This is a genomic window from Psychrobacter sp. DAB_AL32B, from assembly GCF_002224105.1.
In the GTDB taxonomy this organism is placed as follows: domain Bacteria; phylum Pseudomonadota; class Gammaproteobacteria; order Pseudomonadales; family Moraxellaceae; genus Psychrobacter.
In genome coordinates this window covers 14,503-27,165 of the sequence record NZ_NEXU01000015.1, presented here as the reverse complement: position 1 = coordinate 27,165, position 12,663 = coordinate 14,503, and the positions used below count along the sequence as shown (strand labels likewise).

General features: G+C 42.7%; 11 protein-coding genes. 5 read left to right on the top strand and 6 right to left on the bottom strand.

Annotation, left to right across the window (positions count from 1 at the left end):
• A partial coding sequence (locus CAN34_RS01565) for a DNA topoisomerase (protein WP_174668331.1) occupies positions 1-1,336 on the top strand: 1,336 nt, incomplete at its 5' end.
• A gap of 102 nt (positions 1,337-1,438) precedes the next feature.
• Here the strand turns inward: CAN34_RS01565 and CAN34_RS01560 are convergent.
• Positions 1,439-1,996: a superoxide dismutase family protein gene (locus tag CAN34_RS01560; protein WP_089554137.1), complete on the bottom strand. Its 558-nt coding sequence runs from the start codon at positions 1,994-1,996 to the stop codon at positions 1,439-1,441.
• Positions 1,997-2,292: 296 nt separating this feature from the next.
• On the opposite strand from CAN34_RS01560, the gene CAN34_RS01555 reads away from it, so the two are divergent.
• On the top strand, positions 2,293-2,715 hold the full coding sequence (locus CAN34_RS01555; protein WP_089554136.1) for a hypothetical protein: 423 nt from the start codon (positions 2,293-2,295) through the stop codon (positions 2,713-2,715).
• Positions 2,716-2,799: 84 nt separating this feature from the next.
• Here CAN34_RS01555 and CAN34_RS01550 read toward each other — a convergent pair whose 3' ends face one another.
• The 3 genes from CAN34_RS01550 to lon form a co-directional block, all read right to left on the bottom strand.
• A complete protein-coding gene (locus CAN34_RS01550) occupies positions 2,800-3,951 on the bottom strand; it encodes an META domain-containing protein (RefSeq protein WP_089554135.1) in 1,152 nt (383 codons plus the stop codon).
• A 55-nt stretch (positions 3,952-4,006) separates the two neighbouring features.
• Positions 4,007-5,143 carry a hypothetical protein gene (locus CAN34_RS01545; RefSeq protein ID WP_123891896.1) on the bottom strand — a complete coding sequence of 379 codons (1,137 nt, stop codon included), beginning with the start codon at positions 5,141-5,143 and terminating at the stop codon, positions 4,007-4,009.
• 136 nt (positions 5,144-5,279) lie between these two features.
• Positions 5,280-7,904, bottom strand: coding sequence for an endopeptidase La (gene lon / locus CAN34_RS01540; RefSeq protein WP_089554133.1), 2,625 nt, complete (start codon positions 7,902-7,904; stop codon positions 5,280-5,282).
• Positions 7,905-8,223: 319 nt separating this feature from the next.
• Here lon and CAN34_RS01535 point away from each other — a divergent pair, with 319 nt between their 5' ends.
• Complete coding sequence (locus CAN34_RS01535; protein WP_079692380.1) at positions 8,224-9,585, top strand: Na+/H+ antiporter family protein; 1,362 nt, start codon at positions 8,224-8,226, stop codon at positions 9,583-9,585.
• 104 nt (positions 9,586-9,689) lie between these two features.
• Here the strand turns inward: CAN34_RS01535 and CAN34_RS01530 are convergent, their stop codons facing one another.
• Both CAN34_RS01530 and CAN34_RS01525 read right to left on the bottom strand, forming a co-directional pair.
• Positions 9,690-9,923, bottom strand: a complete 234-nt coding sequence (locus CAN34_RS01530) for a hypothetical protein (RefSeq protein ID WP_089554132.1) — start codon at positions 9,921-9,923, stop codon at positions 9,690-9,692.
• On the bottom strand, positions 9,920-10,558 hold the full coding sequence (locus tag CAN34_RS01525; protein WP_089554131.1) for a 5-formyltetrahydrofolate cyclo-ligase: 639 nt from the start codon (positions 10,556-10,558) through the stop codon (positions 9,920-9,922). Before CAN34_RS01525 ends, CAN34_RS01530 begins: the two co-directional genes overlap by 4 nt.
• A gap of 197 nt (positions 10,559-10,755) precedes the next feature.
• On the opposite strand from CAN34_RS01525, the gene fumC reads away from it, so the two are divergent.
• Together fumC and CAN34_RS01515 are read left to right on the top strand one after the other, a co-directional pair.
• Positions 10,756-12,159, top strand: coding sequence for a class II fumarate hydratase (gene fumC / locus CAN34_RS01520; protein WP_089554130.1), 1,404 nt, complete (start codon positions 10,756-10,758; stop codon positions 12,157-12,159).
• Between the two features lie 223 nt (positions 12,160-12,382).
• Positions 12,383-12,616 (top strand): hypothetical protein, encoded by a 234-nt coding sequence (locus CAN34_RS01515; protein ID WP_089554129.1) that lies wholly within the window; start codon positions 12,383-12,385, stop codon positions 12,614-12,616.
• The last annotated feature ends 47 nt before the right edge of the window (positions 12,617-12,663 follow it).

Genomic DNA, 12,663 nt, shown 5'->3' with positions numbered 1-12,663 from the left:
TGATGATGTCGAGCTCAAAGCGCGCGGTCGTACTTTGGTATTTGATGGCTATACTAAAGTTATGCCACCAGCCAAGACCGACGATACCTTATTACCTGATGTCAAAAAAGGCGATAAATTAACCGTAGATAAGCTTGATCCGAGCCAACACTTTACCAAGCCGCCACCACGTTATACTGAGGCCAGCCTAGTTAAAGAGCTTGAGAAAAAAGGCATCGGTCGTCCATCGACGTATGCTTCTATCATCTCGACCATTCAAGATCGCGGTTATGTGAAGCTTGAAAACAAGCGTTTATTTGCTGAAAAGATGGGTGATATCGTCACCGACAGACTGACAGCAAGTTTCCCAGACTTGATGGATTATACCTTTACTGCTGCATTAGAGGACAAGCTTGACCATGTTGCAGAAGGCGAGCAAGATTGGAAAGATGTGCTTGATGACTTCTATGGCGAGTTTAAAACTACCCTCGATCGTGCCAAAGAAAAAGACGGCATGCGTCCGAATGACCCGACCGATGTACCAGACGTACATTGCGATCTTTGTGATCGTCCGATGCAACTGCGTACCGGTTCAACGGGTGTTTTCTTAGGTTGTACAGGCTATAACTTACCACCGAAAGAGCGCTGTAAAGGCACCAAGAACTTAATGCCAGTCGAAGCTTTTGCCAATCTTGATGAGGCGGAAGGCGATGATGAAGCGGCAGAAGTCCGAGATTTGATGGAGAAAAAGCGTTGCCCGAAATGTAGTACGGCAATGAATGGTTATATCGTCGATGGCGGTCTTAAGCTGCATGTTTGTGGTAATAATCCTGATTGTGATGGTTATATCTTAGAAGAAGGTAAGTTTGAAGTGCCTGGCTCTGATTCTCCAACCATTGACTGTAATAAGTGCGATGGACAAATGGAGCTTAAGACCGGACGCTTTGGTCCTTACTTTGCTTGTCAAAAATGCGACAACACACGTAAAGTGCTCAAAACGGGTGAGGCTGCGCCACCACGCATGGATCCCATCCATCTGCCGGAGCTAAAATCAGTTAAGCATGAGGATTATTTTATCTTGCGTGAAGGTGCTGCTGGTATGTTCTTAGCCGCATCTAAGTTCCCTAAAGTGCGGGAAACGCGTCCGCCAAAGCTTGCTGAGCTACGCGAAATCAAAGATAAGATGGAAGATAAATTCCAGTATCTGTTTGAAGGACCAGATGAAGATCCTGATGGCAATCCGACGATTCTGCGTTGGTCGCGTAAGAAAAAAGAGCAGTATATCGGCTCTGAGAAAAACGGTAAAGCCACACGTTGGGGTGTGTACTGGCGTAACGGCGAGTGGGTAGAGGAATAAAGTTCCTTTACCCTTAAGCCAAAAAAACCTCTTAGATAATCTAAGAGGTTTTTTTTATATCGCTTTTTTTATATCAAAAACAAAGCTTTGTATTAAATGCTATTAGTTCTTTTCGATAATACCACAAGCGACGCGATCACCTGCGTTACCTGCTGGTTGACTGGTGTAGTCGTCAACGCCGCCATGAACGATAAAGGCTAAACGGTTAACGCTATATTTACCGGCTTCAGCAGCAGAGATTTTCTTATTTACATAATTGATAGTAGCAACACCATTTGCATTAGCCGTTAGGTTAGGCAAGTCGCCAGCATGACCATTCATGTCATTTGGGTTAGAGTGTGGTTTATTGTCTGGATTAAAGTGTCCACCTGCTGCTTTGCCCATATCACCACAGCTACCCGTTTCATGAATATGCAAAGATACTGTTTTACCTGGCTGCAAATTCATGAGCTTACCGTAAACTTGTACACCGCCATCAACTGGACGTAAGAAAACTTGTCCAATTTCATTTTTGTTGCCAGCAACCGCGTTGATTGTCGACTTCAAAGCAGGCTGGTTTAAAGGGTTGCCCGTTTGCATTTGACCTTCTACCGTCTGACAACCTGTCATCGCTAAGGCTGAACCACATAATAGGGCACTGGCAATCATCGTCTTATTCATTATTATCTCCATTTATATTTAAAATTTATCGAGTTTTGTTAATCCCGTCCTTAGTATAGCTAAGCCTCGTCGGCAGATATTCATTAGAAGCGCAACAAAGCGTTAATATATGTAAGTCCTATATAGAACATATAATTAGACGCGCTTAACATTCGCTTAAGTTAACATAACGAGATGATAAAATAAGATGACGAAATGAAACGGTCAATCGATGAGCGGTAATGCAAAATAGCAGCGGTAAGAAATATCGATTTCAATAATTAGATTTTTAATAATAATTTATGTGAGGTTTTTATATGAAAACATTGTCTAAGCTGGCTGGGTCTACAGCCCTTGTTTTAGGTATCATGAGCGCGGGCACGATGACGGCGCAAGCAGCATCGAAAACGGGCGACTTACACTATAATGCAGATTGTGGCGTCAAAGAATTACGCATGGCAAAAGGCAGCTACGATGTGAATCGTGCTGGTGCGGTTAAAGGCAGCAGCTTCTGCGAATATCAGTTTTATGCTAAAAAGGGTCAAAAGGTAAGCGCAACTATTGTTGGTAGTAATGACTTATACCCGGTACTTTATGGCACTAATTCGCCAGATATCAGCACTGAAACGGTGACATTGGATAAAACTGGTGAGCATACGATTCGTGTACTACAACCGCGCAATCAAGCCCGCGAAGGTAATACGCCAAAGCCATATTATATGACGGTTACGATTAAATAAGCGCTATCTATAATTAGAAAGATTTAAGTTGAAAACAAAAAGCCAAGCGAGTGATGCTTGGCTTTTTTGTGCCTTGAGTTTAGATTAACGTGTGACTGTTTTCTCGTTTTTCCAAATCAACGTTTCGCCTGTATCAAGCTTTTGGGTGAGCAGATAATAAGGCAAGCTTGGGTTATCGACATTGGTATTTGAGAGTTGTTGTAAGGTCAATTGGCTTTTGCTCAATTGTTCAAGCTCACGGATTTTATCTTCCGCAGCCTCGCGTTTCGGACCACAGCCCATCATCGATTGCGCACCTGAGCCGATTAACAGTATGTTATCAGGCGTTAAAATGTAAGGGCCACCGACACCATTACAATCAGAGCTAAATCCTGCTTCATGCTCACCGTTATACATAGGATAACCAAAGTAAGCGATGACGGGAAAGCCTGGACGGCTGATCTCAATAATGGCTTTATTATCACTATCGACCGCGCTAACGAGTCGCCATCGATAGATTTTTAAAAACTCATAGCTAATCGGAAGCCCAGATATTGACTGCAATTTTTTAGGCGTACCTTCAAAGATAAACTGTTTATCTTGGGCATTTAATGCCAATTCATAAGGGATTGATTTTTTTGAAGTAGTTTTATTTAGGAAAGATGATGGTTTTGGCGATGGCTGTGTTGGTGTTGAGATGACTTTAAGGTTGAAGCGACCTCTGCCATATTTCGGGAATAGTTGGGTCAAATAATCCGAGACATCGCTAGCCGCTTGCGTATCATTTATTAAGCAAGATGCTGGCGTGGTGGTCGTCACCCCATAGGAGCTATACGTATAATCATGGTAGCCATCATGATGCAGGCTATAACGTTGACAGTCGTATTTAAATACTAGATTACTAGGGCGCACATCAAGCATCAATGGCGGTACAGTGTTGCCTCCAACATACCCATGAGAATCAATATAAGTGACCACATCTTCATTATCTATCCAGCGCACCAATTTCCAATCAAAGCGATTGAGACTTTCAACTGGCAGCTCAGGTAGCTTCCATGAGCCAATATATTCATTATCTTCGCTTTGTGGAAATGTGATAATTCTTTCATCGGTATCTACTGGTTTTGGAGCTTTAGCGATTATCGGTATAAAGGTATTACTGTCTATGCTTTGACAGCCGACTAAGCCTGTCACACCCAACATGCTTATAAAAGTAAGCGTACGAGCTGGTATCAATAAATGGCATGAAAGGGTCATAATGCTTGTCCATTTTTATATTAAATTTATATCCATATAGATGATTTAGATATCGTTAAGGCGTATCTTTTATTTCGTTTTGCCAAACTAAAGTCTCACCTGATGCCATTGTTTGCAATAAGTTGTAGCGTGGAAAATCGTTTTGATTTTTTGACTGAGCTTCTGATGGGTAGGAAGGCTGTAAACTTAAGCTAAGGGTGCTTTTACTGTTACTGACAAGCTTAGAAAGCTCATTTTCAATTCTATTACCAGTAACACCGCAGCCCATCATTGTTTGCGGTCCTGAGCCAACTAGCAAGGTATAATCTTTCATCAAGATATAAGGACCACCGATACCATTGCAGCTAGAACTAAAAAATGCGTATTGACTATCGTCATACCCTCTAAATCGTAACGATACTGGAAACTCTGGATGATAAAAATGACCGATAGACCGTCGAGATATAATCTTTCCATTATCATCAAAAGTATTACGAACGGCGCTCTTTAGCTCCCAGTCATAGCGCTCTAGTAATGCTTTATCTATCGGCAATCTCGTTGGTTTTTTAAAGGCTATAGGCTTGCCCGTGAACATTAATGTATTGCCATTCTCGATTTTGATCACCAAGTTTTTCGATGCTATTTGAGTATTATCGGGTTCATTTTTTGCTACTGCTGACAGCGTAATGCCTAATTTTAATATGCCGTTTTTAGGAAATAGCGCTTCTATATCGCCTTTACCCATTTTATCGTTAGGGGTGTTTTTACAGTCAGAGGGTTTTTTCCTAAGATCGCTACCATACTCAAAAGGTGGCGCATCCATCCATCCAAAGTCGATTGAAAAATGCTGGCAGCCTTGAGATAAGCTTAGTGAGCTGGGCGCGATTTCTAAAGTAATCGGTGTGTCAGTATCGATATTAATGGCGTTATTTTTCTTGTCTTTAACTTGTGTTAACTGCCAATGATAATTACTTGCCCATTGCAACGTCGTAGCTTCAGTAGCTGTTTCATTAGCTACCACTACAGTTTCTTCTTCTAGCTTTTCAGTTTTTCTGATGGGCTGAGATGATATTGGGGCAGAAGTGCTAGAGCTGTTCACCATTGAGTTAGTAGGTGTAGAATTATCTTTTGCAAGACTAGACTGACAGCCTACTAACGCTGCCGGAAGCGAGATAGCGAGCAATAAGGATAAAGTTAAGCGGTTTAAAATCATGACAATCACTAAATAAACATTTGTCTAAAATATAGCATAGGGTTTTATTTAGATTGTTGCTTATTATTAAATAAAAAAGCCGCCTACATTGCTGTAAGCGGCTTTTTTATTTAATAATGACTGTCAGTGGTTACACTTAGTTATGTAGCGCTTTACCTTTGGTCTTATCAACCGTCACTTTAGCGGGTTTTAGTGGCACTGGCATTCTGACCAATGCTACTTTTAATATCTCATCAATCGTCGCGACTGGCTGAATGGTTAAGCCTTCTTTGACGTTATCAGGAATATCCGCCAAGTCTCGCTCGTTGGTATCTGGAATCAAGACATGCTTGATACCGCCACGATGAGCAGCTAGCAGCTTCTCTTTAAGACCACCGATACGTAGGATTTTACCGCGTAACGTAATCTCACCTGTCATGGCAATATCAGGACGAATAGCAATACCCGTTAAAGCAGAGACCAGCGCTGTGGTCAGTGCACCACCAGCAGAGGGACCATCTTTTGGTGTCGCACCTTCTGGCATATGTACGTGAACGTCAGTCGTTTTAAAAGTCTCGTAGTCAATCCCTAAGCTATCGCCGCGAGCACGTACCACACTCATAGCAGCGCGAATAGACTCTTTCATCACATCGCCTAATGAGCCGGTAAAGATAAGCTCACCTTTGCCTTTCATAGCTACTGCTTCGATAGTGAGTAGCTCGCCACCGACTTGTGTCCAAGCAAGTCCAGTAATACGACCTATCTCAGGCTCTTCTTCCGCGAGACCATAGTCATATTGATGGACGCCCAGATAGTCATCGATATTTTTGTCATCGACTACAACCAGCTGACGTTCTGCTTTTTTCGGAGCGCGTGCGCCATGCGTTTCAACCGAGCCGCGAACCACTTTGCGGCAGATCTTATTGACTTCACGCTCAAGGTTACGCACACCTGCTTCACGCGTATAGCTACGGACGATGCTATGCAATGCCGCCTCAACAATCTCAATCTCACCTTCTTTGAGACCATTATTCTTAATGGCTTTTGGCACGAGATACTTCTGCGCGATATTAACCTTTTCTGCTTCGGTATAACCCGGTAGACGAATGACTTCCATACGGTCAAGCAGCGCTGCTGGAATATCCATGCTGTTAGCGGTACAGATAAACATCACTTGCGATAAGTCTAAATCCATATCTAAATAATGGTCGTTAAAAGTATCGTTCTGTGAGGGATCTAATACTTCAAGCAACGCTGATGCTGGATCACCGCGGAAGTCTTGCGCCATCTTATCGATTTCATCTAATAAGAATAGCGGGTTTTTCACTTCGACTTTTGCTAGGGACTGGACAATTTTACCTGGCATCGCACCGATATAAGTACGGCGATGACCACGAATCTCCGCTTCATCACGTACGCCGCCAAGTGCCATACGCACAAACTTACGACCGGTGGCACGAGCAATCGATTCGCCTAATGAGGTTTTACCAACACCAGGGGGACCGACAAGACATAGAATCGGACCACGAAGTTTTTTCACCCGTGATTGCACAGCTAAGTATTCTAAGATGCGATCTTTCACATCTTGCAAGCCATAATGGTCTTCGTCTAAAACCGTTTTAGCTTTATCTAAATTGATAGAAACTTTGGTCGTCGCATTCCACGGCGTATCCAAAATCCATTCAATATAGTTACGGACTACTGAAGACTCAGAGGACGCTGGCGGCATCATTTTGAGCTTTTTCATCTCTTGCTCGGCTTTTTTGCGCACATCTTCCGGCAGGTCAGCTTCATCTAGACGTTGTTCAAGCTCAGCCACATCATCATCACCATCAAACGCGCCGTCATTCATATCTGACAACTCATTTTTAATGGCTTTCATCTTCTCATTTAAGAAATATTCGCGCTGATTGTCTTCCATTTGCTGACGGACAGCTTCTTGGATATCTTGTTCGATGTTTTGCTCAGCACTTTGCTTAACGAGATATTCGGTCAAAGTATTGATATGGGTTTTGATATCATTTTTTTCTAAAAATGACTGTTTGATATCAAGATCCATCGACACACGAGTTGAGATAAAATAGACCAACTCAAGCAAGTCATCGATACGTTTCGCGACGCGCGTTAGCTCACGCGCATTGCGCAGACGCGCATCCGCATAGCTTTCAAAGAGTGTGGTCAAAGCTTGAATGGTGTTTTTCTGCTGGCTCTCATCCATGCTGACATCAAGATCAGCACGCTCAAAGCTTGCCATCAATAGCTCGTCATGACTCTCTATTGAATCTACGCGCGCTCGATATTGCCCTTCAATCAATACTTTGATGCAATTCTCATCGCTATCATGCGGCATAGTACTGACGATGCGACATACCGTGCCATATTGATACAAGTTGTCGTGATCAATATCTTCGGTGAGCGAATCTTTTTGGGCAAGAACCAGTACTTTGTTGCCGTACTCGGCTTGTGCCAATTCGACAGCTTTGACTGAAGGTTCACGCCCGACAAACAAGGCAATTTGCATATGCGGATAAACGACAACGTCACGCAGTGCCAATAACGGTAGATAGTTTTCAGCAGCATTATCTTTTGCCTGCTCTTTTTTATTGTCTGCTGAATGCTCATCATTTTGAGCACTGGCATTATCTAAAGCGACATTATCTGCGACATTATCTAAAGCAACATTATCTACAGCACTATTATCTAACGTACTATCATCAGCAACGGTAGATGAAACGTCGACATCGATGTCGATATTGTCTTGGTCAATTTTATGTTCACTCATATATTCTTTCCTCGTTCACCAGACTTGTAAAGTCAAGTTCGTGGTTCATGTTTAGATAAATGGTGCTGCTATATAAAATTGCAAGGCTTACTCACTAGCAGGAGAGAGAATATTGCGGGTTTATTTGCGCTTTCTCTCATATCTACTCGGTTCTGCGCGTGGGTTTTATGTGCAAAATCAGGTAAACTGACGCGCGTCTTAACCACTCGGTCTAAATAACGGCTGCGTGAATTAAGAGGCTAGGGTGAAATAAGTAGATTGGCAGCAGGTCAAAATGGGTCGATAACGGGCTACAAAATATAGGGTAAGGGGCAAGAATATGGCTATCAATGCGGTGCTACTGGCAGTTGTCATCATGCTGGGGTTGTCACTAGCGCGAGTACACGTGGTGCTCAGCTTATTAATCGGTGCGCTGGCAGGTGGACTCATCGCTGGTCTCGGTATGACCGATACCTTGAACGCCTTTCAAGAAGGGATTAAAAACGGTGCACAAATTGCGTTATCTTATGCGCTGCTAGGTGCGTTTGCGGTCGCGATTGCACATTCTGGATTGCCACAGTCTTTAGCAGGTGCAGTCATCAAACGTATCGATGCTGGTGGCACCAGTGGCATGATTAAGTATATGCTGTTTGCAGGCTTGGTCGCCATGAGCTGCTTTAGCCAAAACTTAATCCCTATTCATATCGCCTTTATTCCCTTGCTGGTACCACCATTATTACTCGCCTTTAACCGCATGCAGATTGATAGACGCCTGATTGCTTGTCTGATTACTTTTGGACTGGTCACCACTTATATGTTTATTCCCTATGGCTTTGGCGATATTTATCTCAATCAAATTATGCTCAAAAACGTTGGTGAAGCGGGCATTGATATTAGCAATATTTCGGTCACCAAAGCGATGGCGATTCCAGCCTTGGGTATGTTCGTGGGCTTACTGATCGCAGTATTTATCAGCTATCGTAAACCTCGTCAATATCAGCAGCTTGCAATCGATAGAGAAGCGCATGATGTGGTTGTAGAAGGTGATGCCTTGAGCAAAACCGCGGCTGATGCACAAACGCAAAGTAAGCTCAAAACACTGGTGGCGATTGCTGCGATTGTGACAGCCTTTGTAGTGCAGCTTTATACTGACTCGCTATTGCTTGGCTCGATGTTTGGCTTTGGCGTTTTTATGGCAACTGGTGTGGTTAAGTGGCGTGAAGCTGATACGGTGTTTAACGATGGTATCAAGCTGATGGCGATGATTGGCTTTATTATGATTACGGCGCAGGGCTTTGCCGAGGTAATGAAAGCTACTGGTGAGATTGCACCACTTATCGACGGGGCGACGAACTTGTTTGCTGGTAATAAAGCCATTGCTGCTTTAGTCATGTTAAGCATAGGTCTAGTAGTTACGATGGGCATTGGTTCATCATTCTCAACCATCCCAATTATTGCCGCTATTTATGTGCCATTATGTATTTCGCTAGGCTTTTCGCCACTCGCTACGGTGGCGATTATCGGTACGGCTGGCGCGTTGGGTGATGCTGGTTCTCCAGCGTCAGATTCAACTCTTGGACCCACTTCTGGTCTCAACGTTGATGGACAGCATGACCATATCAAAGACAGCGTAGTACCAACCTTTATTCACTATAATATTCCATTATTAATATTTGGTTGGATTGCAGCGATGGTGCTTTAATTAATCATATAGACTCTTATAATAGATATGAAAAAGGTGAGTGATTTTATAATCATTCGCCTTTTTAATTTTTTATCATGGTGTGATTGATGCCTTTCTCAATACTATTCATCAAAATCCTCAATCTCACTATTTACACTACTCAAGAAATCATCACTTTGCGCCATTAATTTTTTTAAGCGTTCCTCGTTAATAAGTCGTGCCAACTCATCAGCGCTAAAAATCTGCTCTTGACTATAATATAGCAGCTCATAATCCGCTTTTTCTAACTCTTGCAAATGTCGTTCGACATGCTCTGCGCTAGAGTTAGTATCCATAGATTTTTTATTACCTTTCATCGAAACCACCTCACACCACTTGGCGTAATCAAACCATCTAACGGCACATCCCAAGGCTGACGCTCTAGTTGCTCAATCACTTGAAAATCATAGCACCAGCCAATTTTTAGCGGTTTTTTTGCCCCTGATTGATAGCTTTTAGCAAGCGTCGTATCATAAAATCCGCCACCCATACCCATACGGTTACCATTTTTATCAACTGCCGTTAATGGACAGATAGTCACATCCAACTCGCGTGCCCACAATAATCGTCGATGATGATTTTGTTTCATGCCTAAGCTATGAATGCGCGTCGGTATATTTAATAGTTTTGCATGATAAATAGGTACAAAGCGCAGACGTTTATCATCATTTCCCAATGAGCCGACCACTGGTAAATACGGCTGATAATTTAAACGTTGGCACCAGTCTAAAATTGGCTGAGTGGGTAGCTCGCCAAAGCCATCATAATATAAGCCAATACGCGCACGCGGCGGCAAACGCTGCTGCAGCTTAAACAAATGCAAGCTTGCTGAATGCGCAAATTGCCGGCGTGCGCCCGCACTTAATTGGCGACGCTGGCGAGTAAAATGGCGTCTAGGCGGATTGCTAATTTTAAGTTCAATTGTCTCAATGTTTTTTAGCTCAGGATGCATAGATAGACTATCCGATAATGTAGCAAATTGATGATGGCTGGCACTTTTAGGCGTCAGTAATGTCTATTTGTCAATATTCAACACGCCCTAGTCATGCTATCATAACGCCACTTTATATCGTATTTTTCTTTATGTGCAGCAGGCGTTGCACTTTTTATGATAAAGCATTTACCAACAAACCATCGAAGAGGGTAGTTATGTCGACACAGAATCAGGCAACTCGTACCGAAAAAGACACCATGGGCAACGTGGAAGTCCCAGCTGATGCTTATTGGGGCGCACAAACCCAGCGTAGCCGCGAAAACTTCAAAATCGGTGGTGAAACCTTGCCACGTCCGATGATTGAAGCGATGGCACTGGTCAAAAAAGCTGCTGCGATTACTAATGCTAGCCTTGAGCGTATTGAAGATGATAAGCGCGACTTAATCGTTCAAGCTGCTGATGAAGTTATCAACGGTGGTCTAACCGATCAATTCCCGCTAGTCGTTTGGCAGACCGGTTCTGGCACCCAGTCAAACATGAATATGAACGAAGTACTGGCCAATCGTGCCAATGAAATCGCTGGTAATGAGCGCGGCAGCTACACGCCGATTCACCCAAATGACCATGTCAATCATGCTCAATCTACCAATGACAGCTTCCCAACAGCTATTCGTGTGGCAGCAGCGCGTGAAATCAATAGTTTATTGATTCCAGCAGTAAAAGCGCTACGTGATACCTTGGATGCTAAAGCGAAAGAATTTGATAGCATTGTTAAAATCGGTCGTACGCATTTACAAGACGCCACACCTTTGACATTAGGTCAAGAGTTTAGCGGCTATGTTAGCCAACTTGATCACTCACTGGTACGTATTGATAATGCGCTACAAGGTTTGTATGAGTTACCACTAGGCGGTACAGCGGTTGGTACGGGTCTAAACGCCCATCCTGATTATGCGGTAAAATCAGCTGAGCAATTGGCGACATTGTCTGGTCTGCCGTTTGTGACTTCACCAAATAAATTTGAAGCACTAGCCGCTCGTGATGCTGAAGTATTTGCTTCTGGGGCTCTAAAAACGCTGGCCGGTAGCTTAAACAAAATCGCTAACGACGTGCGCTGGTTGGCTTCAGGTCCTCGTTGTGGTTTGGGCGAGTTGACTATTCCTGAAAATGAGCCAGGCTCTTCTATCATGCCGGGTAAAGTAAACCCAACTCAGTCAGAAGCGATGACGATGGTTGTTGCGCAAGTCATGGGTAACGATGTCACTATCAGCATGGCTGGCGCGTCAGGTAACTTTGAGCTAAACGTTTATAAGCCAGTGATCGCCTTTAACTTATTGCAATCTATCAAGCTACTTGGTGATGCGTGCAATAGTTTTAACGAAAACTGTGCCGTTGGTATCGAGCCAGTAAAAGACAAAATCGATGACTTCTTGCATAATTCATTGATGCTGGTTACTGCATTGAACCGTCATGTTGGCTATGAAAACGCAGCCAAAATCGCTAAGACGGCTTATAAAGAAAACAAAACCTTGAAGCAAGTTGCGGTTGAGTTAGAGCTATTAACTGAAGCGCAGTTTGATGAGTGGGTCATTCCTGCTGATATGGTAAACCCTAAGTAAGCTATCTAATGCTTTATTAGAATAGTAAAAAGACCTTGTCATATAATATGGCAAGGTCTTTTTTTGTTCCTTCGACCTTAGAGTTAATATAGATTTTTTCTCTTATCTACCAATATATGTAAGTAATTATACGTATTCTATAACACGATTAATGTTCCTGAATATTTGATATAAATGCTAATATTATAAAACCGTAATCATTTACATTAAATAAGGGTGCAACGTGATTAAGAATGAACGTATAGACATTCAATGCCCTCAATGTGGGCATAATGAATTTAAACTTCCAGAGAATTTAAAAGATAGTGATTTCGTTAAATGTAATAACTGTCACTTTGAAATCATGTTAGCTGATTTGAAAGAAGCAGGTTTTGAGCAAGCGAAAGAAGTAGTTATGCCTGAGATGAAAATAGAAGCTGAAAAAGTATTCAAAAACTTATTTAAAGGTCTGAAATGAGCAAATTTGAAGTACTAAGCCTTATTATTTCTATACTTGCAGTAGGA

Bases quoted from the DNA above. Each gene is read 5' to 3' on its own strand.
- CAN34_RS01560 (WP_089554137.1), bottom strand. From the start codon at position 1,996: ATGAATAAGACGATGATTGCCAGTGCCCTATTATGTGGTTCAGCCTTA.
- CAN34_RS01555 (WP_089554136.1), top strand. From the start codon at position 2,293: ATGAAAACATTGTCTAAGCTGGCTGGGTCTACAGCCCTTGTTTTAGGT.
- CAN34_RS01550 (WP_089554135.1), bottom strand. From the start codon at position 3,951: ATGACCCTTTCATGCCATTTATTGATACCAGCTCGTACGCTTACTTTT.
- CAN34_RS01545 (WP_123891896.1), bottom strand. From the start codon at position 5,143: ATGATTTTAAACCGCTTAACTTTATCCTTATTGCTCGCTATCTCGCTT.
- lon (WP_089554133.1), bottom strand. From the start codon at position 7,904: ATGAGTGAACATAAAATTGACCAAGACAATATCGACATCGATGTCGAC.
- CAN34_RS01535 (WP_079692380.1), top strand. From the start codon at position 8,224: ATGGCTATCAATGCGGTGCTACTGGCAGTTGTCATCATGCTGGGGTTG.
- CAN34_RS01530 (WP_089554132.1), bottom strand. From the start codon at position 9,923: ATGAAAGGTAATAAAAAATCTATGGATACTAACTCTAGCGCAGAGCAT.
- CAN34_RS01525 (WP_089554131.1), bottom strand. From the start codon at position 10,558: ATGCATCCTGAGCTAAAAAACATTGAGACAATTGAACTTAAAATTAGC.
- fumC (WP_089554130.1), top strand. From the start codon at position 10,756: ATGTCGACACAGAATCAGGCAACTCGTACCGAAAAAGACACCATGGGC.